Below are 23,348 nucleotides of genomic sequence, written 5' to 3'. Positions count from 1 at the left end.
GGTGCCCGGCATACCGCCCTTGCGGCGCAGCCCGTCGTCGAACTCCAGCTCCTCCCGTCGGACCTCGGCGCTGATCTCCCGCTGCTCGGTGATCCGCTGGGTCTCCAGCCGGACGCGTTCCACCGGGACGGTCCGCTTGTCGATCACCGGCTGCTGCTCGTGCAGGACGACCTCGACCTCGCCGGTGCCCAGCGATGAGCTGATCCGGCCCGACCGGCGCTCCTCGTCGGTGATCGGCTCGCGGACCATCCGCACCTCCTCGTGGTACAGCGGGACGGTCTGGCGCACGTCCTCGGTCACCACGTGCTTGCGCAGATGGGCCCGGCCGCTCTCGTGTTCCTCGGTGCCGATCTGCACCCGTTCCTCGGAGAGGAGGATCTCGTTCTCGCGGCTCTCCTTGGTGAGCCCGGTGCCGGTGTCCTGGCGGCCGCGCGACATCCCGGCGCCCGCGCCGGCCAGCGGCCGCTCGGCGTGCTCACGGCCCATGCCGGACTGCCCGGTCCCGGCGTGCTCGCGGCCGGTGCCCGTCATCCGGGGGTCGCGTCCGGTGCCCGCGGTCCCGGCGGCGCCCGCGGCCGCGGCCATTCCGGTGTCCCGCATGCCGGTGTCCGTCCGGCCCGTGGGGGTGCCGGTGCCGCCCGGTGCGGTGCCCGGCCGGGTGAGCCCGTAGTAGCGGTAGAGCTCGTCCTCCTCGGCGGGGCTCAGATGCCCGTCGGCGTCGATCCGCGGCGCGTCCTTGATCCGTTCCTTGGTGTAGGGAACATGCAGTTCGTCGTCCACCCGCCGTGCCCCGGCGAGCGGGACGAAGGTCTCCTTCATCCCGAACAGGCCCGTCCGTACCGTGATCCACACGGGAGCGTTGGTGGCGTCGTCCCGGTAGACCTGCTGGACCGACCCCACCTTGGCGCCCTCGGCGTCGACCAGGTTCAGTCCGGTCAGGTCCGCAGGGGTGTCACCCAGGGGTGCGTTCATGGCGTCTCCTCCTTCCGCACGCGCCGGCGGGGGCACGCGCAGTTCCCATTGCGCGTCGCCGCCACCCCGGCAGCGAGTCGGGAGAGCCCCGGGACGGCGGGCACGGCGCCTCCGGGACGGCGCTGACGGCGGTCCCGCACCCGGTGCCCGCTACTCCGTTCGGGTGAAGCGCCATGGTCCGTCGTTCCCGCGCTCACCCGCCCGGGTGCCGACCGTCCCGGGGAACGACGGCGGGCCCGGCCCCGCCGGAGCGGGAACCGGACCCGTGAGGTCCGCCGTGCGGATCAGTGGCCGAGGTTGACGGCGCGCGCCGAGGTCGCGCCGATCTCCACCGAGATCTCCGCGAGGACGCTCGCCGGGATGGTGTCGTCCACGGTCAGCGCGACCAGCGCCTCACCGCCGACATCGGCGCGGGAGACCTGCATCCCGCCGATGTTGATGCCCGCCTCGCCCAGGATGCGGCCGACGGTGCCGACGACGCCGGGGCGGTCGCCGTAGCGCAGGAACGCCATGTGGTCGGCGAGCGCCAGGTCGATGGAGTGCTCCCCCACCGCGACGATCTTCTGGGCGTTCTTGTGGCCGGAGAGCGTGCCGGAGATCGAGACCTCCTCGCCGTCCGCCAGCGTGCCGCGCACGGTGACGACATTGCGGTGCTCGGGCGACTCGCTGCTGGTGGTCAGCCGCACCTCCACACCGCGCTCCTGCGCGAACAGCGGGGCGTTCACATAGGAGACCGTCTCGTCGACGATGTCCTCGAACACGCCCTTGAGGGCGGAGAGTTCCAGCACCTTGACGTCGTGCTGGGTGATCTCGCCGCAGACCTCGACATCGAGGCGCATCGCGACCTCGCCGGCCAGCGCGGTGAAGATCCGGCCCAGCCGCTCGGCCAGCGGAAGCCCCGGCTTGACGTCCTCGGCGATCACACCGCCCTGGACGTTGACGGCGTCCGGCACCAGCTCGCCGGCGAGCGCCAGGCGCACCGAGCGGGCGACGGCGATACCGGCCTTCTCCTGCGCCTCACCGGTCGAGGCGCCCAGGTGCGGGGTGGCCACGACCTGGTCGTACGCGAACAGCGGGGAGTCGGTGCAGGGCTCGGACGCGTACACGTCCAGGCCGGCGCCGGCGACCCGGCCCTCCTCCAGCGCGCGCGCCAGCGCCGCCTCGTCGACGATCCCGCCGCGCGCCGCGTTGACGATCCGGACCGACGGCTTGACCTTGTGCAGCGCCTCGTCGCCGATCAGACCGAGGGTCTCGGGGGTCTTGGGGAGGTGGACGGTGATGAAGTCCGACACCTCCAGCAGCTCGTCGAGAGAGAGGAGCTTGACGCCCATCTGCGCGGCGCGGGCCGGCTGCACATAGGGGTCGTACGCGACGATCTTCATGCCGAAGGCGGACATCCGCTGGGCGACCAGCACACCGATACGGCCCAGGCCGACCACACCGAGGGTCTTCTCGCTCAGCTCGACGCCGGTGTACTTGCTGCGCTTCCACTCGCCGTTCTTCAGGGCGGTGTTGGCCTGCGGGATGTTGCGGGCCGTGGCGACGAGGAGGCCGCAGGCCAGCTCGGCGGCGGTGACGATGTTGGAGGTCGGGGCGTTGACGACCATCACACCGGCCTTGGTGGCGGCGGAGACGTCGACGTTGTCCAGGCCCACGCCGGCGCGGGCGACGACCTTCAGCTTCTTCGCGGCGGCGATCGCCTCGGCGTCGACCTTGGTCGCGCTGCGCACGAGGATCGCGTCGACGTCGGCGATCGCGGGGATCAGCTCGGCCCGGTCGGCGCCGTCGCAGTGGCGGATCTCGAAGTCGGGGCCGAGCGCGTCGACGGTGGCGGGCGACAGCTCCTCGGCGATGAGTACGACGGGTTTGCTGGCAGAGGCAGTGCTCACGTGGTCTTCAGTCCTCACTAGTCCTTCGCGGACGGCCGTCCCGACGGCCGAAGGCGGTGAAGGGGGCAGCCGCGTGAAGACGCACGACATTGTGAGCCTGACGCGTTCGTGTTGGGCAGTGTAGTGGCGGCACCCGGCACCTCCTGCGCCGGAGCGTAAGGATCACCCGTGCGTGGTTCTACGCGGTGGACAAGGCGGCGGGCCCGCCGGTGCGCGCGGGGCCTGCCGGTGAAGGGGCCGGGGGCCGCGGTCGCCCCGCGGCCCCCGGCCCTCCGGGCGCGTCCTACGCCTCGTCGTCGACCCAGCTCATCAGCTTGCGCAGCTGCTTGCCGGTGGTCTCCAGGAGGTGGTTCTCGTCGGCCTTCTTGTACTCGTTGTACTTCGGCAGGCCGGCGTTGTACTCCGCCATCCAGTTCTTGGCGAAGGTGCCGTCCTGGATCTCGTCCAGCACCTTCCGCATCTCCGCCTTGGTCCGGTCGGTGATGATCCGCGGGCCGGTGACGTAGTCGCCCCACTCGGCGGTCTCGGAGATCGACCAGCGCATCTTCTCCAGGCCGCCCTCGTACATGAGGTCCACGATGAGCTTCAGCTCGTGCAGGCACTCGAAGTAGGCGATCTCGGGCTGGTAGCCCGCCTCGACCAGGGTCTCGAAACCGGCCTTGACCAGGGCGGCGGTGCCGCCGCACAGCACGGCCTGCTCACCGAACAGGTCGGTCTCGGTCTCCTCGGTGAAGGTGGTCTTGATGACGCCGGCGCGGGTGCCGCCGATGCCCTTGGCGTACGAGAGGGCCAGCGCGAAGGCGTTGCCGGTGGCGTCCTGCTCGACGGCCGCGATGCACGGGACGCCGCGGCCCTCCTCGTACTGGCGGCGCACCAGGTGGCCCGGGCCCTTGGGGGCGACCATGCAGACGTCCACGCCGGCCGGGGGCTTGATGAAGCCGTAGCGGATGTTCAGGCCGTGACCGAAGAACAGGGCGTCGCCGTCCTTGAGGTGGTCCTTGACGGACTCCTCGTAGACCTTGGCCTGGATCGGGTCCGGCACCAGGATCATGATGACGTCGGCCTCTTCGGCGGCCTCGGCGGGCGTCACCACGCGCAGGCCCTGCTCCTCGGCCTTGGCCTTGGACTTCGAGCCCTCGTGGAGACCGACGCGGACGTCGACGCCCGAGTCCCGCAGGGACAGCGCGTGGGCGTGGCCCTGGCTCCCGTAGCCGAGGACCGCGACCTTGCGGTTCTGGATCAGGGACAGGTCGGCATCGTCGTCGTAGAACAGCTCGGCCACTTGGGGTATCTCCTTGGTTCTGGCTGGTGCCCACACAGTACGTCGGGCGGGTCGGTCGGGGGGTGTGGGTCTCGCGATGCGGTCGGGGCGCGTCAGGCCGTGCGGTCCAGGGCGCGCAGCGAGCGGTCGGTGATCGAGCGGGCGCCCCGGCCTATCGCGATGGTGCCGGACTGCACCAGTTCCTTGATGCCGAACGGCTCCAGCATCTTGAGCATCGCCTCCAGCTTGTCGCTGGAGCCGGTGGCCTCGACGGTGACGGCCTCCGGGGAGACGTCGACGGTCTTGGCACGGAACAGCTTGACGATCTCGACGATCTGGGAGCGGGTCTCGTTGTCGGCGCGGACCTTGACCAGGACCAGCTCGCGCTGGACGGCGTGGTCCTGCTCCAGCTCGACGATCTTGAGGACGTTGACGAGCTTGTTGAGCTGCTTGGTCACCTGTTCGAGCGGCAGGGACTCGACGCTGACGACGATGGTGATGCGGGAGATGTCCGGGTGCTCGGTGACACCGACGGCGAGGGAGTCGATGTTGAAGCCGCGGCGGGAGAACAGTGCGGCGATCCGGGCGAGGATGCCGGGGGTGTTCTCCACCAGGACGGAGAGCGTGTGCTTGGTCATGGGCGGTGTCCTTCTCTCGGTCCTCAGTCGTCCTGGTTGTCGCCGAAGTCGGGACGGACGTCGCGGGCGGCCATGATCTCGTCGTTGGAGGTGCCGGCCGCGACCATCGGCCACACCTGCGCGTCCTCATGGACGATGAAGTCGACGACGACCGGCCGGTCGTTGATGGCGTTGGCCTTGGCGATGACGGCGTCCAGCTCGGCGGGGTCCTCGCAGCGCATCGCGACGCAGCCCATGGCCTCGGCGAGCTTGACGAAGTCCGGGACGCGGGTGCCGCGGGGCTTGTCCGGCGCCGCCTCCTCGTCGGGGCCGCTGTGCAGCACGGTGTTGGAGTAGCGCTGGTTGTAGAAGAGGGTCTGCCACTGGCGGACCATCCCGAGCGCGCCGTTGTTGATGATCGCGACCTTGATCGGGATGTTGTTGAGCGCGCAGGTGGTCAGTTCCTGGTTGGTCATCTGGAAGCAGCCGTCGCCGTCGATCGCCCAGACCGTGCGGTCGGGCCGTCCGGCCTTGGCGCCCATGGCGGCCGGCACGGCGTAGCCCATCGTCCCGGCGCCGCCGGAGTTCAGCCAGGTCTTGGGCTGCTCGTAGTCGATGAAGTGGGCGGCCCACATCTGGTGCTGGCCGACGCCCGCGGCGTAGATGGTGCCCTCCGGGGCGAGCCGGCCGATCCGCTCGATGACCTGCTGCGGGGAGAGGCTGCCGTCGTCCGGCAGGTCGTAGCCGAGCGGGTAGGTCTCGCGCCAGCGGTTGAGGTCCTCCCACCAGGCGCGGTAGTCGCCCCGGTGCCCGGCCTCGTGCTCGGCCCGGACGGCGACGATCAGGTCGGCGATGACCTCGCGGGCGTCACCGACGATCGGCACGTCGGCGGCGCGGTTCTTGCCGATCTCCGCCGGGTCGATGTCGGCGTGCACGACCTTGGCGTACGGGGCGAAGGAGTCCAGCTTGCCGGTGACGCGGTCGTCGAAGCGGGCGCCGAGGGTGATCAGCAGGTCCGCCTTCTGGAGGGCGGTGACGGCGGTGACCGAACCGTGCATGCCGGGCATGCCGACGTGCAGGGGGTGGGTGTCGGGGAAGGAGCCCAGGGCCATCAGGGTGGTGGCGACCGGGGCGCCGGTCAGCTCGGCGAGCACCTTCAGCTCCGTGGTGGCCCCGGCCTTCATGACGCCGCCGCCGACGTAGAACACGGGGCGCTTGGCCTGGGTGATCAGCCGGGCGGCCTCGCGGATCTGCTTGGCGTGCGGCTTGGTGACGGGGTGGTAGCCGGGCAGGTCGGTCTGCGGCGGCCACGAGAACGTCGTACGGGCCTGGAGGGCGTCCTTGGCGATGTCGACGAGGACCGGGCCGGGGCGTCCGGTGGAGGCGATGTGGAACGCCTCGGCGATCACCTTGGGGATCTCGGCGGCGTCGGTGACCAGGAAGTTGTGCTTGGTGACCGGCATCGTGATGCCGCAGATGTCCGCCTCCTGGAAGGCGTCCGTGCCGATGGCGGCGGACGACACCTGGCCGGTGATGGCGACCAGCGGGACGGAGTCCATGTGCGCGTCGGCGATCGGGGTGACGAGGTTGGTGGCCCCGGGCCCGGAGGTGGCCATGCACACCCCGACCCTGCCGGTGGCCTGCGCGTACCCGGTGGCGGCGTGGCCCGCGCCCTGCTCGTGGCGGACCAGGACGTGGCGGACCTTCGAGGAGTCCATCATCGGGTCGTACGCCGGAAGGATCGCGCCGCCGGGAATGCCGAACACGGTGTCGGCCCCGACCTCCTCCAGCGCACGGATGAGGGACTGCGCACCCGTCACGTGCTCGACGGCCGCGCCGCGCTGCGCTGCGCCGGAGGTACGGGTCCGCGGCTGCGGATGGTGGGCCGCGGGGGCCTGCTCGGTCATCTGCGTCTCTTCTCGAAGCTGAGGGTTTTGACGGGATTTGTGAGGTTGCGGTGCAACAAAAAACCCCTCGTGCCGGGAGGCAAGCGAGGGGAGCGCGTCGGTGGAGGTCGTCCGGGCTTCGTCAGGGGCCCGGCATCAGCCGACGCGCTGTCCGAGTACGAGAATTCGGGTGCGCATGCCACCGACCCTCCCCCCGCCGCGCCCTGGGTGTCAAGTGGGTGGGACGGAGGTCTCACTATGTGAGCGCAGGGGCGAGTGGGCGAAGGGGTCCGACGCGGCCGCGCCGCCGTACCGCACGGGCAGCCGGCTGCCGCTCAGCACCACCGCACGGCCGTCGCTCCGCCAGCCGTCGACCGGACGGGTCTCGGCGACCGGGCCGTCGGCGACGAGGGCCGGGAGCGGGAAGACCCCGCGGGTCAGCGCCCGGCGCAGCCGGTACTCGTCCAGCGGCCCGGAGAAGGCCGCCCCCTGGGCGTGGGTGCACCCCATGGTGCGCAGGGCCACCACCTGTTCGGGCAGATCGACGCCGTCGGCGACGGACTGCATCCCGAGGTCGGAGGCGATCCTCAGCAGCCCGGAGGTGATCTTGTGCAGCCGAGCGGACTCGACCACGCCGTCCACCAGCTCCCGGTCCAGCCGCAGGACGTCCACGGGCAGCCTGCGCAGGGCGCTGATCGCCGCATAGCCGCTGCCGAAGCCGTCCAGCGCGATCCGGACACCCAGCCGGCGCAGCGCCACCAGACGGCGCTCCAGCTCCTCCAGCGGAATCCGCGGATCGCTCTCGGACAGCTCCAGGACCAGGGCCCCGGGCGGCAGGCCGTACCGGGCGAGCAGCGTCTCGACGCGCTGGGGCGGCAGTCCCCGGTCGAGCAGGCGGCGCGCGGGGAGCCGGACGGAGACCGGGACCTGGTGGCCGGCGCGGTGGCGGCGGGCGGCCTCGGCGACGGCCTCCTCCAGCTGCCAGCGGCCCAGTTCGGCGGTGCGGTCGCCGTCGTCGGGGCCCCGGCCGCGCTCGCCGACACGCAGGAACTCGTCGGGCGTGAAGAGGATGCCCTGGGCGGAGCGCCAGCGGGCGTGGGCGGCGACGGCGGTGACCCGGCCGGTGTCCAGTTCCACCACGGGCTGGTGCAGCAGCGCGAACTCGCCGTCGTGGAGCGCGGTGCGCAGCTTGGTGGTGATGTCGGCCCGGCGGGTGACCTCGGCCTGCATCTGGGGCGCGTACAGCTCGACGCGGTTCTTGCCGCCCTTCTTGGCGCGGTACATCGCGAGGTCGGCGTTGCGCATCAGGCCGGCCGGGGTGATGCCCGGTTCGGCGAAGGCGACGCCGATGCTGGCGGCGACGCGCACCTCGCGGCTCTCGATGCGGTACGGCTCGGAGAGCCGGGCGCGCAGCCGGTCGGCGATCTCGTGGATGCGGAACTCGCGGGCGGTGCCGGCGCAGGAGCCGTCGCCGGTGATCAGGGCGGCGAACTCGTCGCCGCCGAGCCGTGCCGCTATGTCGCCCGACCGCACGGATTCGGCCAGCCGGCGGGCGGCCTGGATCAGCAGTTCGTCACCGGCCTGGTGCCCGATGGTGTCGTTGACCTGCTTGAAGCCGTCCAGGTCGATGTAGAGCACGGCGGTGTCGTGGTCGCCGGCCCGGCGGCCGGTGAGGGCCTTGCTGACGCGTTCGGTGAACAGGGCGCGGTTGGGCAGGTCGGTGAGGGCGTCGTGCGAGGCGTTGTGCTGGAGCTGGGCCTGGAGGCGGACGCGTTCGGTGACATCGCGGGAGTTGAAGATCAGGCCGCCGTGGTGGCGGTTGACCGTGGACTCGACGTTGAGCCAGCCGTCGCCGCCGGAGCGGCGGGCGCCGGCCCGGAAGCGGCACTCGATGCGGGTGGTGGGCTCCTCCTCGGGCGGTGCCGCGAGGAAGCGGCGGATCTCGTGCAGTACCCGTCCCAGGTCCTCGGGGTGGATCAGCGAGGAGAGTTCGGAGCCGACCAGGTCGTCGGCGTCGCGGCCGTAGACCCCGGCGGCGGCCGGGCTGACGTAGCGGAGCACCCCGTTCGGCGCGGCGATCATGATGACGTCGCTGGAGCCCTGGACGAGGGACCGGAAGTGGTTCTCCTTCTGGGCGAGTTCCTGGGTGAGGGTGAGGTTGTCCAGCAGCATGATCCCCTGGCGTACGACCAGGGCGAGGACGACGGCGCAGCCGGTGAACAGCACCACGCGGTCCATCCGCCGGCCGTCCATCACGTTGGTGAGGATGCCCAGGGTGGCGACGGCGGCGGCCAGGTACGGCGCGAGGGCGGCGAGCGAGCCCGCGATGGGGCGGTGCCCGGCGAACGAGGGGACCCGGTGCCTGCCGGGGCGCGGGGGCTCCTCCGCCGCGCTGTCGCCGCCGGCGCGGCGGGCCGCCCAGGGTGCGTAGGCGAGCAGCATCGACCCGGCGAACCAGCCGGCGTCGAGGATCTGGCCGGAGCGGTAGTGCTCGCGCAGCAGCGGCGAGCTGAACAGGGCGTCGCACAGCACCGTCAGCGCCAGGGCGGCGATCGCGGTGTTGACGGCCGAGCGGTGGACGCAGGCGCGCCGGAAGTGCAGCGCGAGCACCATGCTGACCAGGACGATGTCCAGCAGCGGATACGCCAGGGCCAGGGCGGCCTGGGCGACGTTGCGGCCCTGGAAGTGGGCCGTGTGGGCGAGGGCGAGGCTCCAGGAGAGGGTGAGCAGCGATCCGCCGATCAGCCAGGCGTCCAGACCGAGACAGATCCAGCCGGCCCGGCTGACCGGGCGCTTGGCGAGGACCAGCAGGCCGACGATGGCCGGCGGCGCGAACAGCAGGAAACAGAAGTCGGCGAGGGACGGGTTGGGCACTTCCGTCCCCCGGACGACCTCGAACCAGCCCCAGACGGCGTTGCCGAGGCCGGCCATCGCGGAGGAGGCGGCGAAGAGCAGCCAGGCGGGGCGGTAGCGGGTGTCGTACCTACGGGCGTAGAGCCCGCACGAGACGGCGGCGAGCAGGGCCGCCGCGCTGAGCCCGAAGTCCCCCATGATCAGGGAGAGTCGGGGCGATCCCCAGCCGAGGGCGGCACCCACGGCGTAGGCGCCGCAGACGCCGGCGAGCAGAACCTGGGGCACCATGCCCGGCGCCGCGCCGTTCTGCGGGGAGGGCGGCCGGGGGAGCACCGCGCCCGGGGCGCTCACCGGACGCTCCCGTCCACCTCGCCGCGACCGCGGTGTGTCGGGGGCCGTTGCCCTATCCCCCCGGACACCCGTGGATCGCGCGTCCTGCGATTCGTCCATCGGCCGTACATCGCCCGTCGCCCCCCTCGCGTTCCGGTCCTTCGTACGGCGCCGGTCTCAGCGTGGCGCCGTCCCCGCTCGGGACGATACACCAGATCCGTCACTCAGGGACATAGCATCTCTACGCAGCGTGACCGACAACGCTGCGTGGCCACACTGTGCGGTCATACTGCCCCGTAGAGCGACGCGGTGACGTTCCGCTAGGCCGTGGCGACCACGTTCTGCAACGGGGCTCCGGTGGCGAAGCAGGTCAACTGGTCCCGCAAGAGGCGCTTCGCGCGGGGCAGGAATGCAGAACTGGGACCCCCGACATGTGGAGTGATGAGTACGCCGGGAGCCTGCCACAGCGGGTGACCGGCGGGCAGCGGTTCCGGTTCCGTGACGTCCAGGGCCGCGCGCAGCCGCCCGGACGCCAGTTCGGCGAGCAGCGCGTCCGTGTCGACGATTTTGCCGCGGGCGATGTTGACGAGGAGTGCGCCGTCCTTCATCCGTGCCAGGAAGTCGCGTCCCACCAGGCCATGTGTCTCCTCGGTGAGCGGGGTGGCGAGGACGACGACGTCCGCGTCGGGCAGGACGTCGGGCAGCGCGGACAGTGGATGCACGGGACCGCGCACGGTCTCACGGGCGGTGCGCGCGATGCGCACGACCCGCGCGCACTCAAAGGGAGTGAGCCGGTCCTCGATGGCACTGCCGATCGACCCATACCCCACAATGAGGACGGTTTTGTCGGCCAGCGCGGGCCGGAAGGCGGGCCTCCACTTCCCCGCGTCCTGGCCGCGGACGAAGCCGGGGATGCCGCGCAGCGACGCCACGACGAGCGTGAGGGCGAGCTCCGCGGTGCTGGCGTCGTGCAGCCCGCGGGCGTTGCACAACCGGGCCCCGGACGGCAGGCCGGGCACCGCGGGCAGCATGTGCTCCACCCCGGCGGTCAGCGTCTGCACCACCCGGACCCGGCTCATCCGGGACAGCGGGCGCAGGCTCGCCTCCGCGCCCTTCATGTAGGGGACGGCGTAGAAGGCGCAGCGGGCGGGATCGTCCGGGTAGTCGGGGCCGGCGTCCCAGTGGAGGTAGCGCAGGCCCTCGGGAAGACCGTCGATCTCGTCCGGCGGGATCGGGAGCCAGACGTCGGTCGCTGCGGTGTGCGGTGCGGTTGCCATGGTCCGAGGCTAAGCGCTGGCCCGCCAGGGACGACGGGACAGCCCTTGGGCGAAGCACCGTGCGCTTCAGACGTTAGTTTGGACGGGCCCTTGACCGGGGGCGAGGGGACGGAGGCACGACCAGGTGGAGCGCAGGACTATCGGCGCGGCGACCCTCGAAGTGGGCGCGATCGGGCTCGGCTGCATGCCGATGAGCTGGGGGTACACCGCGTCGCAGCGGAACGGGGAGGCTTCGCTGCGGACCGTGCACACCGCCCTCGACCGGGGGTGCAGCCTGCTCGACACCGCTGACATGTACGGGCCGTTCACCAATGAGCTGCTCGTCGGCCGGGTGCTCAAGGAGCGGCGCGACGAGGCGTTCGTGTCGACCAAGTGCGGGCTGCTCGTCGGCGAGCAGCACATCGTCGCCAACGGGCGTCCCGGGTACGTGAAGCGGGCCTGCGACGCCTCCCTTCGCCGGCTCCAGACCGACCACATCGACCTGTACCAGTTGCACCGTCCCGATCCCGAGGTGCCGATCGAGGAAACCTGGGGCGCGATGGCCGAGTTGGTGGCGGCGGGGAAGGTGCGGTCGCTGGGGTTGTGCGCGGTGGGGGCCCGCGCCGTACGGCCGCCCCGGGTGGCGCGGCCCGCGCCGTCCGTGCCGCGCCGGCGCGCGTCGTGGCGTCCGCTGTCCGGTGCCGGCCGCGTCCGGTCGGGGCGTTACGACGGGACGCTGCGCCAACTGGAGCGCATCCAGCAGGTTTTCCCGGTCAGCAGCGTGCAGGCCGAGTTGTCGGTCTGGTCGCGGGAGGCGCGGGATGAGTTGCTGCCGTGGTGCGCGTCGCGCGGGGTGGGCCTCCTGGCGGCGATGCCCCTCGGCAGCGGCTTCCTGACCGGCACCCTCACCCCGGGACAGGGCTTCGAGCCGGAGGACCTGCGGGCCCGCCACCCCCGGTTCACGGCGGAGATGATGGCGGCCAACCAGCCGGTGGTGGCCGGGCTGCGGCGGGTGGCCGCCCGGCACGGGGCGACGCCCGGTCAGGTCGCGCTGGCCTGGGTGCTGGCGCAGGGCCCCCAGGTGGTGCCGGTCCCGGGCACGAAGAAGGAGCGGTGGGCGGCGGAGAACGCCGGTGCGGCCCGTCTGGTGCTGAACCGTGCCGACCTGACGGAGATCGCCGGGCTGCCACCGGCGAGGGAGTCCTGGTACTGACCGCCGCGGGCCGCCCCGCCCGGGCGCGTACGGCGCTGTCGCGGGCGTGCGGTGTGGTGTCCTTGTCCCGCCGTCCGCTTCCGCACGCTCCGACGACGAGAGGCCCCGCCGTGCGACCCAGCCCCCCGGCCGCCGTGCTGGCCGCCGCGTCCCTGCTGCTCACGGCCGGTTGCACGGCCGGTGCCCGCACCGGTTCCGACACCGCGACCGCTACCCCGGGCGCCGCCACACCCTCCGCACACGGCACACCGTCCCCGTCCCTGCCGTCCGCCAAGGGCACGGTCACCGTCACCGGCACGTTGACGAAGGGCCTCGACACGCCGTGGGGCGTGGCCCTGCTGCCCGGCGGTGATCTGCTGGTGGGTTCGCGCGACAAGGGGACGATCGTCCGGGTCGCGGCGTCCGGCGGGCACACGACCGCGCTCGGCTCGGTGCCCGGGGTGGCGCCGGCCGGCGAGGGCGGCCTGCTGGGCCTCGCGGTGTCCCCGTCGTTCCCCGCCGACCGACTGGTGTACGCGTACGTCACCACCGCGTCCGACAACCGGATCGTGCGGATGACCTACGACGAGCGGCGGGACCCGGACGATCAACTCGGCGCGCCCCACACCCTGCTGCGCGGCATCCCCAAGGGTCACTTCCACAACGGCGGCCGCATCGCGTTCGGCCCGGACGGGATGCTGTACGCCGGCACCGGGGAGTCCGGCAGGAAGCGGCTGGCCCAGGACAAGGACTCCCTGGGCGGCAAGATCCTGCGGATGACCCCGGACGGCCGGCCGGCGCCCGGCAATCCCCGGCCCGATTCGGTGGTGTACGACTACGGGCACCGCAATGTGGAGGGGCTGGCCTGGGACACCGACGGACGGCTGTGGGCCTCGGAGTTCGGACAGGACACCTGGGACGAACTCAACCTCATCGCACCGGGCCGCAACTACGGCTGGCCGGAGCGCGAGGGCAAGGCGCGCCCCGGCGAGGCCGGCAAGGGGTTCACGGACCCCGTGGTCCAGTGGCCCACCGAGCAGGACTCCCCCAGCGGCATCGCGTACACCGGGGGCAGCATCTGGATGGCCGCCCTGCGCGGGGAACGGCTGTGGCGCATCCCGCTGCGCGGTACGAGGGCGGCGGCGCCCCCGCAGGCGTTCCTGACGGGAAGGTTCGGGCGGCTGCGGACCGTGGTGACGGCCGGTGACGGCGCGCTGTGGCTCGTCACCAGCAACACCGACGGCCGGGGCAGGCCGCGCCCGGGGGACGACCGCGTCCTGCGGTTGAAGGTGACCTGACCCCCGGCGCCGGGGCCTGGTTACACTCCGGGAAACGCGCGCCGCGCGGTGCCGGGGGCGGTGCGCCATCGGAGGGGGCAGTATGTTCCACGTCCTTGAGGAAGTGTTCGCACCGAGCCGGAAGCACACCGACGAGGAGCGGCAGCGGATGACGCTGGTCGTCGACGACATCGGGGACGCCGATCCCGGCACGGGCCCCATCGACCTCGCGTCCGGCACGGTCGTCGTCAGGGTGCCGCCTCGTGAGCAGCCCGGGGAGTGAGGCTGCCGGACGGGCGGAGCTGGCCTTGTCGCGTCCGGGGGCGGCCGCCGTCGGGGGCCTCACGCCGGTCGGCCCCCGTAAGGCCGAACAAAGTACGCCACCCGCCACCCGCACCCCGCACCCCGCACCCCGCACCCCGCACCCCGCACACAAATACGAACCCCCTCCCGCCCCCACCCCAAGCCCCCGTCAACCCCCCAGGTCAGCACCCCCACCGGCCCCACGTCCCCCCACCGGAACACCCCGCTGCCGCCCCCGAGGCGGTGTAGCCATCGTCTCGTCCCAGGCGCATGGTGAATGCAGCTATCCGCTCGACGAGGAGGGATGGATCGCTATGTGCGGTATCACCGGTTGGGTCGCCTACCACCGGAATCTGACTGATCATCCACAGGTCCTCGACGCCATGACCGCGACCATGGCCTGTCGCGGTCCGGACGCCCGCGGGGTGTGGACGGCGCGGCACGCCGCGCTGGGGCACCGCCGGCTCGCCGTCATCGACCTGCCGGGCGGTGCCCAGCCGATGGAGGTCGTGACGGACGACGGGCCGGTGGCGATGGTCTACTCCGGCGAGGCGTACAACTACACCGAGCTGCGCGACGAGCTCCGCCGTCGCGGGCACCGTTTCACCACCGACTCCGACACCGAGGTGGTGCTGCGCGGCTATCTGGAGTGGGGTGAAGCGCTCGCCGAACGCCTCAACGGCATGTACGCGCTCGCGATCTGGGACGCGCGCACCGACCGGCTCGTGATGCTCCGCGACCGGCTGGGCATCAAGCCCTTCTACTACTACGAGACCGACGACGGCGTCCTCTTCGGTTCCGAGCCGAAGGCGATCCTCGCCAACCCGCTGTGCGCGCCCGTCGTCGGCGTGGACGGGCTGCGGGAGTTGTTCTCCTTCGCCAAGACGCCGGGCCACGCCATCTGGGACGGTATGCGCGAGCTGCGTCCGGGGCATCTCGCGGTGGTCGACGCCGGGGGCCTGCGCGAGCGGCGTTACTGGTCGCTGCGGGTCACCGAGCACACCGATGACCGGCGGGCGACCGTGGCGCGTGTGCGGGAGCTGCTGGACGACATCATCGCCCGTCAGCTGATCTCGGACGTCCCCCGGTGCACCCTGTTGTCGGGCGGGCTGGACTCGTCCGCCATGACGGCGCTCGCGGCGCGGCAGCTCGGCGAGGCGGGGGAGACGGTCCGCAGTTTCGCGGTGGACTTCCCCGACCAGGAGAAGAACTTCCAGGCCATCGACATCGCCCCCACCCAGGACACCCCGTACGTCCACGCGGTCGCCGAGCACGTACGGTCCGACCACCGTGACATCGTCCTGGACGGCGCGGCCCTGTCCGATCCGGAGGTCCGGCGGGCGGCCGTCGGCGCCCGCGACATGCCGATCGGGCTCGGTGACCGGGACAACTCGCTGTATCTGCTGTTCAAGGCGGTGCGCGAGCGGTCCACGGTGGCACTGTCCGGGGAGTCGGCGGACGAGGTGTTCGGCGGCTACCCGTGGTTCCACGACGACCGCAGCAGCGCGGACACCTTCCCCTGGCTGGCGGGCCCGCAGTCCCTCTTCGACTCGTCCGGCCTGGTCGAGGAGGGGCTGGCCCGCACCCTCGACCTGTCCTCGTACGTCCGTGACCACTTCCGTACCGCGCTCGCCGAGGCGCCGCTCAAGGACGGCGAGACGGGGACGGAGAAGCGGATGCGGCAGGTGTGCTACCTGCATCTGACGCGGATGGTCCAGAGCCTGCTCGACCGCAAGGACCGGATGAGCATGGCCGTCGGCCTGGAGGTCCGCGTCCCGTTCTGCGACCACCGGCTGGTGCAGTACGTCTTCAACACGTCCTGGGCGCTGAAGACGTTCGACGGGCGGGAGAAAAGCATTCTGCGGGCGGCGACCCGGGATGTGCTGCCGCTGTCCGTGGTCAACCGGAAGAAGAGCGGCTACCCGGGTACGTTCGACCCGGCGTATCTGGCGGCCATCCAGTCCCAGGCCGCCGGGCTGCTCGCGGACGGGCATCCCGCGCTGGACCTGTGCGACCGCGGGGTGATCGGGGCCGCGGCCCGCGCGCCCCAGGAGGCCGTCACCTCCGAGGACCGCAACACGCTGGAGCGGACCCTCGATCTGGCCGCGTGGTTCGATCTGCGGCGTCCCGTCCTCAAGATCTCCTGACCGCTCCCGCCGCCGCGTACCGTCCCTTCCCGGCGGTACGCGGCGGCACCACCGGTCTCTCCCTCCCCAGCCCAAATTCCCTGCCCCGCCGGCTCACTCCTGGCACCATGCCCCCATGCCGCACACCCCGGACCCTCCGCTGCTGCGTCCCGCGACCACGGCGGACGCCGACGCCCTCGCCGCCGTCGACTCCCTGGCCGCCGCGGGCGACACTCACCGCCGCGACGCCCTCCGCACCTGGTGCGAGCGGGGAGCGGCGACCCTCGCCGAGGACGGGGACGACCCGCTCGGCTACTGCGTGCTGGAACCGGCCTTCCTCGGACGGCCGTTCGTCAGCCTGCTGATGGTCGCGCCCGCCGCCCGCCGCCGCGGCATCGGCTCCCTCCTCCTGCGTCACGCCGCCACCACCTGCCCCGTCCCGGAGGTGTTCACCTCCACCAACCTCTCCAACCACCCCATGCAGCACCTCCTCCGGCGCGACGGCTGGCTCCCGATGGGGATGCTCCACGGCCTCGACGAGGGCGACCCGGAGCTGTTCTACCGGTACCGCGTCCCGCGGGGAGCGGCCCGGTGACGCCCCCGCAGACCGACGCCGTCCTGCGCCTGCTGCACCGGGTCCTGCCCACCGGGCTGCTCGGCGTCTACCCGCACGGTTCCGCCGTCCTCGGCGGTCTTCGCCCGCACAGCGACCACGACCTGCTCGTCGTCCTGGACCGCCGCACCACGGAGGACGAACGGCGGGCCCTCCTCACGGGGCTGCTGGAGGTCTCGGGCCGCGAGGGCAGTGCCCTCCGCCCGGTGGAGCTGACGGTGGTCCGGCAGCGGGACGTCCGCCCGTGGCGGTGGCCCCCGCGCCAGGAGTTCCTGTACGGCGAGTGGCTGCGGAAGGACTACGAGGCCGGTGTGGTCCCCGCCCCCGGGCCCGAACCCGATCTGGCGCCGCTGATCGCCATGACGCTCCTCGGGAACACCGCGTGGTACGGGCCGCCGCCCGCCGGCGTCCTGGCCCCCGTGCCGCCCGGGGACCTGCGCCGCGCGCTCACCGGCAGCGTGCCGGACCTGCTCGCCGACCTCGCCTCGGACACCCGCAATGTCGTCCTGACCCTCGCCCGCATCTGGACGACCCTCGCCACCGGGGACATCCGGTCCAAGGACGCGGCCGCCGACTGGGCCCTCCCCCGCCTCCCCGAGGAGCACCGCCCGGTGCTGGCCCGTGCCCGGGCCGTGTACCTCGGCCGGGAGGCGGAACGCTGGGACGATCTCCTGCCGGGCCTGCGGCCGTACGCCGGTCACGTCGCCAGGGAGATCGCCCGGCTGCGCTGACCGCCGCTCACTTCCGGCAGGGCGGCCCCTGTTTCTCCTTGAGCGCGGCCTGGCTGTAGGCGCCGCAGGCGACGACGGCGACCGGGCCGTCGGCGGACTGCTTGAGGATCACCAGGGTCTTGTCCTCCGGCGGGTCGTTGCTGTAGGCGGCGTAGCGGACGTAGCCGGTGGCGCCGTCGAACTCCACGCCGCCGCGCAGGGCCGTCAGGATGGCGTTGCGGTCCACGGAGTCGCCGGTGTGCGCCCGGTCGGCGGCCACGGACAGGGTGTGGAAGGCGTCGTAGGCGACGGCGGAGTGACCGTCCTGCCGCCAGGGGTCCCACTGGGCGAACCGGGTGTCGTAGTGGTGGGCGAAGGTCCGGGTCTTCTCGCTGGCGCGGGCGTCGCCCTCGGGCAGGCGGTGCGCGGTGTGGTAGAGGCGCAGCCAGGGCTTGTCGTCGTAGTCGCCGGTGAGCGCGATGTTGGTGAGTTCGTTGCCGCCGAGGACGGTGAGGCCGTTGCCGGCGCAGGTCCCGTTCGCGTCGAAGGTGCGGACGAACGCGGTGAAGTCGCGGGCCCGGGAGGCCCAGTACACGACGGTGGCGGGGTTGTCGGCCAGGGCCTGGCAGACCAGGTTGGACAGGGCGTCCGGCGAGGTCGCCGTCTGGGTGCCGGGCGGCGCTCCGGCGGGCCCGTTGTCCTGGACGAAGTTGATGACGGTCCGGCCGCCCCGGAAGGCCGCGCCGAACTTGTCGGCGAGGCTCTTGCTGTAGAGGTCGTCGGGGTTCTGGACGATGACGGCCTGGGCGGCGGGGGTGCACTCCCCCGGCTCCCCGGGCCGCCGGTCGTGGGCGACGATGTTGGTCCGCGCCGCGAAGTCGGCCTCGATGCCCGCCTCCCGGCTGTTCTCCGGGGTGAACGGCCAGTAGGTCTCGGTGCGTTGCATCTCGTCGGCGGTCGCGGTGGTACCGACCACGGGGACGGGGACATCGGACCGGCCGAGGAGTTCGAGGGCCTGCTGGGTGGTCCTGGTGCTCTGGGCGAAGCCGATGACCCCGGCGAGCTTCTTGTAGCCGGGGCCCTTGTCCTCGTTCTTGATCTCCTTGATGAGCTGCCGTACGGCGGGGACGGCGTCGCGGAAGCCCGGCCCGGTCTGCCGCACGTCCACCCGCAGCGGTACCCGGGAGTCGGTCGAGTAGGCGTCCTGGTTCAGCTGCCGCTGCCACATGGCGACGCCGCGGACCTCGGGGATGGTCCCGTCGAAGACGGTGTCCGGGGAGTCGGCGGGGATGCTCGACTCGAAGAGGACGACGGTGCGTACGGCGCGTCCGGCCGCCGCGAAGCGCTCGGCGCCGCGGTTCTGCTCCCGTATCTGGGCCAGCGCCGACTCGTACCACTGCCGCGCCTTGACCTCGACGGGCTTGTTCTGTCCGGGTCCGGCGACCGGGAGGTCCCCGCCGGCGCACGCGGTGTCGCGCAGCAGGTCCCACTGCCCGGTCAGGGGCGCCACGCCCAGCAGGACGACGGCCAGTGCCAGTGCCTCCAGGGTGGCGACCATGCGCCAGCCGAGCCGGAAGGTGCGGGGTTGCACCGGTGGGACGTGCAGGCCGGGCCGGCCGAACGGTTCGCTCTCCAGGGGCACCAGGACGGGCCGCGGGCTGCTGGAGTGCAGCAGGGTGCTGGCCCGGCGCAGGGTGGTGCGTTCGGTGCCGAGTTCGGTCTGGAGGGCGCCGGAGGGCCGGCCGACGGCGATGACGAGGGGCCCGGGGCCGTCGAGGCCGGGGAGCAGGGCGTGGCAGGAGCGCAGGAAGCGTTCCGCGGCGGCGTTGCCGGGGGCGCCGGCGGGCGGGATCTCGACCAGCAGCACGGGCCGGCTGACGCGGCGCCGTCGTTTGGGCAGCAGCCGTCCGGCGTCCGGTTTGCGCAGGTCCTCCAGCAGGGCGCGGAGCAGCACCAGATCGAGTTCGGCCAGTCCCTCGGCGTGCCGGGGGTGGCCGGGGTCGAGGCGCAGCCGGGGCGCCTGCCGGGCCCCGACCTGGTCGAGGAGTTCGAACAGCGGCGCTCCGCCCCCGGACGCGTTGAGGTGGCGCCCGAGCCAGCCGGTCCGCCGGGACCTGATGAGGCGCCGGTTCTGGCGGCGGGCCCATATCCACCGGGGCAGGGTGCGGGTGAGCGGGTGCCAGACGAGACCGATGACGAAGCCCCGCAGGCCACCGGCGAGTTCGGTGGTGTCGCCGCCGCCGATGTGCCACAGGGCTCCGGGCAGCCCGCCGCGTTCGGCGCGCTGCCGGTAGACGTGGTCGCGCAGCCTGCGCGCCCCGAACCCGCTGCTGTCCTGCCCGTTGTCCTGGATGTACGTGACGACGTCGGCCATCAGCCGGAAGTCGCGGAACCGGTCGGGGACGGCGTGCCGGGGGACGTCGAAGGCGAGCCCGGCGCCGGCCTGCGCGCTGAGCAGCAGCGTGTCGTCCTCGGCGTGCAGCACGGTGTGCAGGACCCGCTTGTGCTCGGGGCCGAGGGGCCGGCGCAGCGCCTCCAGGACGCGCTGGACGCGGCCTTCGGGGCCGTCCGCCGGGGGGCTGAGGATGAGCAGGGGCGGATGGTGGGCCAGGAGGTCGCGGCGGGCGGGGTGGACGGATGTGCGGTACTCGCGGATGAAGTAGTCGGCCCCGGCGTCGTCCGGGAAGGAGGGTGGTTCGGCGGGCGTGTTCGCGGCTCTCACCTCGACCGTCAACTGCGTTGGTACGCAAGCGGGTTAAGGATGGTAGCCAGCCGCGGGGCCGGTCACAATCGGCTGGATCGGACCGGTCGGGCGAAGGGAATCGGCCGACGGCCCCGGCACGGCGGCGGAAGGTCGCCGTCGGGCCGGGGCCGTCGTCGTGGGGTGGTACGGCGCCGGTGCCTCCCCCTGGGGAGGGAGGCGCCGACCGGCGCCGGGATCGCCGGTGCCGGCGGTCAGCCTCCCTGCTTGGGGAGGACGGGCAGGCTCGCGAGCAGCCCGCTGTACGTGGCGGCGGCGATCAGGGCGCCGAGGAGGCCGAGGGCGAGTCCGGCCCAGGCGACGGCGCGGGCCCAGGGGGCGCGCGGCCGGTTGAGGAGCACGGCGCCGCCGACGACCACGGCGATCAGCGCGAAGAAGCCGTTGACCAGGGCGGTGGTGTGCCAGGGCGCGCCGTAGATGGTGCCGATCTGGTCGGTGACCTTCCCCGACTGGATCTTGATCTGGCCCAGCAGGGTCTGCCGTTCGGCCAGCAGGGTGCCGATCCAGGTCCCGGTGAGGGAGGCGAACCCGAGCCCGGCGGCGGCGACCGCCCCGGCACCGGCGGCGACCCCGGAGGACGCGGCCTCGGGGGCGTCGGCGGGGTCGTCGGCGGGTTCCGCGTCGGCGCCGGGCGCGGCGTGGGAGTCCGGGGTGATGTCCTCGTCCTTCGCGTCGGTTCCGGGGGCGGCCGTGGCGGCGTCCGGTGCGGTGTGCCCGCCGGTCGCGGGCGACGTGTTGGGGACCTCGGTCCGGGTCGTGCCCTTCGACGCCTCGGGGCGGTGCTTGCCGTCCGGGGACGCGTCCGGGATCTTGCCTTCCGAGGCCGCGCCCTGGGTCTTGTCCTCCGGGGCGACGTCCTGGGCCTTGCCGTTCCGGGCGGCGCCCGGGGCCTTCTTGTCCGAGACGGCGCTACGGGCCTCGCCCACCGCGACCCTTTTCTCCGAGGCCGTGCTCCGGGTCTCGCCCGCCGGGGCCTTGTCCCGGGCCCTGCTCTCCGGGGCCGCGCCCGGCTCCTTGTCGTCCGGGGCCTCGTCCCGGCCCCTCTCGCCCGGGATGCTCGCCCCGGCCGTCCCCTTCCGCGTGTCCTCCGCCGCCGGCCCGGCCGCTCCGGTCGGGGCCTCGGTGTCGTCCTTCTCCATGGTGCCGGTCGCGCCGGCGGCGCCGTCGGCCCCGGGCGTCGTGGTGGTCTCGCTCGTTCCCATGGGCGCGACGGTAAGCGTCCCGTCTGAGAGTCGGATGAGAGCGGGCGTACGACCCGCCCGACAACCGCCGTACGACACACGTACGCCACCCGTACGACGTATTCGCACACCCGGCGCACACCCCGGTCGGCACACCTGACGCACACCCCCGCCCCCGCGCACCTGGACGGCCTTCCGCCTCACCCGGTGACCGACTCCTCCCCGTTCTCGATGTGCCCCATCAACCTCCGCCGGAACGAGGCGTCCTCCGCCACCACCAGCTCCAGGTCGTACCACCCGTGCGCCTGCGCCGCGCGGTGCGCGACGGTGCGGGTGCCGCCGGCCCGGACCGTCAGCCTGCGCGGCGCCGCATCGCCGTACGCGAGCGGCGTGAGGGTGACGGTGAGGTCATCGCGCCCCCCGTTGACGAGGGTCAGATGGATCTCCCGGTGGTGCGCGTCGATCCGCGTACTGACCCGGGTGGCGGCCGCAGCCCCCTTCGCCGTCCCGGCGAACTCGCGCCGGAAGCCGTTCGGCCCGGTGACGGTGAAGTCGTACGCCCCGTCCTTGACCGGGACCTCCCACGCGTCCTTGTTCCGCACATCGCGGTGGTGCGGCGTCGCGTACTCCTTCGCGTACGGGTAGAGCGCCAGATGGGCCGACGCGCGGCCGCTGTTGCGGACCGCCAGCCGGAACACCGACGCCCGCGCGTCGAGGCCGCCGTCCGCGTCCGGCTGGTACGGCAGCGGGCGCGCCGGGCGGGTGCCCTCCTCCTGCCGGGGCATGGCCTGCTTGAGCGGAGGCCGGGGCGACCAGCGCCCGCTGAACGGCGGCACCTCCCCCGGCTGCCGCACCGACGGCTGCCGCCGCCCGCGCGAGAAGTCGAAGGCGCCGGTCAGGTCGCCGCACACGGTCCGCCGCCAGGCACTGATGTTGGGCTCGCGCACCCCCGTCCACCGCTCCAGGAAGCGGACGATCGAGGTGTGGTCGTAGACCTCGGAGCAGGCGTACCCGCCGATCGACCAGGGCGAGATGACGAGCATCGGCACCCGCATGCCGAGCCCGGTCGGCTTCCCGTCCCAGAACTCCCCCTCGGTCCCGGCGGGCGGCACCGGCGGCGGGACGTGGTCGAAGAACCCGTCGTTCTCGTCGTAGGTGAGGAAGAGGGCGGTGTGCCGCCAGACGTCAGGGTGCTTGCCGAGGGCGTCGAGCACCTTGTAGACGATGGTGGCGCTGGCGACCGGTGAGGAGGCGCTGGGGTGCTCGGAGTCGGCGGCCGACGGGACGATGTACGACACCTCGGGCAGCTTGCCGCTCGCGACATCGGCGGCGAACGCCGTGGCCGTGCTGTCCGGCTCCCCCCGGCGCAGCGCCCGCTCGAACAGGCTGCGCTCGGCGCGGCTGAGGGCGTGTACGCCCTCGTCGAGCAGCGCCTGCAACCGGGCGCGCTCCGTCGCGTTCGCGCCGGCGACCTTGTCGTAGAAGGCGGTCATGTTCCGGACGCCTTCGACCTTGGCGAGGGCCTTCTTCGCGACCGCCTTGAAGCTCGCGTAGAACTCCAGGTTGTTGTCGGTGAAGTTGTCCCATTCCTGGTAGACGCGCCAGCTGTGCCCGGCCTTTTCCAGGCGCTCGGGGTAGGTGGTCCAGGAGTAGCCCGGGTGGGTGTCCTCGGCGTACGCGTCGTTGCCGACGGCGCGCTTGCCGCTGCCGGGTTCGAAGCCGGTCCAGCCGCTGACCAGATGGTTGCGGTTGGGGCTGGTGGAGGAGTGGATCGAGGAGTGGTAGGCGTCGCAGACGGTGAAGGTGTCGGCGAGTTCGTAGTGCAGGGGCACGTCCGCGCGGTCGTAGTGCGCCATGGTGGCGGCGGTCTTGGCGGTGACCCAGTTGTTCATCCAGCCGCCGTTCCAGGCCCGGGAGCCGCCGTCCCACTCATGGTTGAGCGCCCCGATGTACTGGAGGTCCTTCTTCTGCGTCGCGGCCGCCTCGCGCACCGGGAACGGCAGGACGGTGCCGAGTCCCAGCAGTCCCGGCTGCTCGTAGACACTGCGGTCGCCCGGTATCCGGATCGCGTTGCGGTCCCCGTAGCCGCGTACGCCCCGGAGCATGCCGAAGTAGTGGTCG

16 protein-coding genes are annotated in these 23,348 nt (G+C 72.7%); 6 read left to right on the top strand and 10 right to left on the bottom strand.

All coding sequences use genetic code 11. The features are described from left to right. The 7 genes from AC51EU_RS11380 to AC51EU_RS11350 all read right to left on the bottom strand — a co-directional run. Positions 1–972 (bottom strand): PRC and DUF2382 domain-containing protein (locus AC51EU_RS11380; RefSeq protein WP_496266701.1); only part of this gene is annotated, 972 nt, incomplete at its 3' end. 284 nt (positions 973–1,256) lie between these two features. Continuing rightward, positions 1,257–2,861 carry a phosphoglycerate dehydrogenase gene (gene serA / locus AC51EU_RS11375; RefSeq protein WP_496266699.1) on the bottom strand — a complete coding sequence of 535 codons (1,605 nt, stop codon included), beginning with the start codon at positions 2,859–2,861 and terminating at the stop codon, positions 1,257–1,259. A gap of 283 nt (positions 2,862–3,144) precedes the next feature. Continuing rightward, a complete protein-coding gene (ilvC, locus tag AC51EU_RS11370; RefSeq protein ID WP_496266698.1) occupies positions 3,145–4,143 on the bottom strand; it encodes a ketol-acid reductoisomerase in 999 nt (332 codons plus the stop codon). 92 nt (positions 4,144–4,235) lie between these two features. Continuing rightward, positions 4,236–4,760, bottom strand: coding sequence for an acetolactate synthase small subunit (gene ilvN / locus AC51EU_RS11365; protein ID WP_496266697.1), 525 nt, complete (start codon positions 4,758–4,760; stop codon positions 4,236–4,238). Between the two features lie 23 nt (positions 4,761–4,783). Then, positions 4,784–6,646 (bottom strand): acetolactate synthase large subunit, encoded by a 1,863-nt coding sequence (locus AC51EU_RS11360; RefSeq protein ID WP_496266696.1) that lies wholly within the window; start codon positions 6,644–6,646, stop codon positions 4,784–4,786. Between the two features lie 210 nt (positions 6,647–6,856). Continuing rightward, positions 6,857–9,829: a putative bifunctional diguanylate cyclase/phosphodiesterase gene (locus tag AC51EU_RS11355; protein WP_496266695.1), complete on the bottom strand. Its 2,973-nt coding sequence runs from the start codon at positions 9,827–9,829 to the stop codon at positions 6,857–6,859. 299 nt (positions 9,830–10,128) lie between these two features. After that, positions 10,129–11,085: a 2-hydroxyacid dehydrogenase gene (locus AC51EU_RS11350; RefSeq protein ID WP_496266694.1), complete on the bottom strand. Its 957-nt coding sequence runs from the start codon at positions 11,083–11,085 to the stop codon at positions 10,129–10,131. 124 nt (positions 11,086–11,209) lie between these two features. On the opposite strand from AC51EU_RS11350, the gene AC51EU_RS11345 reads away from it, so the two are divergent. The 6 genes from AC51EU_RS11345 to AC51EU_RS11320 all read left to right on the top strand — a co-directional run bounded on the left by AC51EU_RS11345 (position 11,210) and on the right by AC51EU_RS11320 (position 17,306). Beyond that, a complete protein-coding gene (locus AC51EU_RS11345; RefSeq protein WP_496266693.1) occupies positions 11,210–12,277 on the top strand; it encodes an aldo/keto reductase in 1,068 nt (355 codons plus the stop codon). Between the two features lie 110 nt (positions 12,278–12,387). Continuing rightward, on the top strand, positions 12,388–13,554 hold the full coding sequence (locus AC51EU_RS11340; RefSeq protein WP_496266692.1) for a PQQ-dependent sugar dehydrogenase: 1,167 nt from the start codon (positions 12,388–12,390) through the stop codon (positions 13,552–13,554). 82 nt (positions 13,555–13,636) lie between these two features. Continuing rightward, a complete protein-coding gene (locus AC51EU_RS11335) occupies positions 13,637–13,816 on the top strand; it encodes a DUF6191 domain-containing protein (RefSeq protein ID WP_496266691.1) in 180 nt (59 codons plus the stop codon). Positions 13,817–14,150: 334 nt separating this feature from the next. After that, positions 14,151–15,983, top strand: a complete 1,833-nt coding sequence (asnB, locus tag AC51EU_RS11330; protein WP_496266690.1) for an asparagine synthase (glutamine-hydrolyzing) — start codon at positions 14,151–14,153, stop codon at positions 15,981–15,983. A gap of 115 nt (positions 15,984–16,098) precedes the next feature. After that, positions 16,099–16,557, top strand: a complete 459-nt coding sequence (locus AC51EU_RS11325; protein ID WP_496266689.1) for a GNAT family N-acetyltransferase — start codon at positions 16,099–16,101, stop codon at positions 16,555–16,557. Further along, positions 16,554–17,306: an aminoglycoside adenylyltransferase family protein gene (locus tag AC51EU_RS11320; protein WP_496266688.1), complete on the top strand. Its 753-nt coding sequence runs from the start codon at positions 16,554–16,556 to the stop codon at positions 17,304–17,306. Before AC51EU_RS11325 ends, AC51EU_RS11320 begins: the two co-directional genes overlap by 4 nt. Positions 17,307–17,313: 7 nt before the next feature. Here AC51EU_RS11320 and AC51EU_RS11315 read toward each other — a convergent pair whose 3' ends face one another. The 3 genes from AC51EU_RS11315 to AC51EU_RS11305 form a co-directional block, all read right to left on the bottom strand. After that, on the bottom strand, positions 17,314–20,007 hold the full coding sequence (locus AC51EU_RS11315) for an ABC transporter substrate-binding protein (protein WP_496266687.1): 2,694 nt from the start codon (positions 20,005–20,007) through the stop codon (positions 17,314–17,316). 233 nt (positions 20,008–20,240) lie between these two features. Beyond that, the gene (locus tag AC51EU_RS11310) at positions 20,241–21,248 is read right to left on the bottom strand and encodes a hypothetical protein (protein WP_496266686.1); all 1,008 of its coding nucleotides are present in this window, start codon (positions 21,246–21,248) and stop codon (positions 20,241–20,243) included. A gap of 179 nt (positions 21,249–21,427) precedes the next feature. After that, positions 21,428–23,348: phosphocholine-specific phospholipase C (locus AC51EU_RS11305; protein ID WP_496266685.1), on the bottom strand; the 1,921-nt coding region annotated here is incomplete at its 5' end.

The organism is Candidatus Streptomyces philanthi (assembly GCF_059553635.1).
Note: the sequence above shows the minus strand (reverse complement) of the source record. Positions and strands in the feature narration are given on the sequence as shown.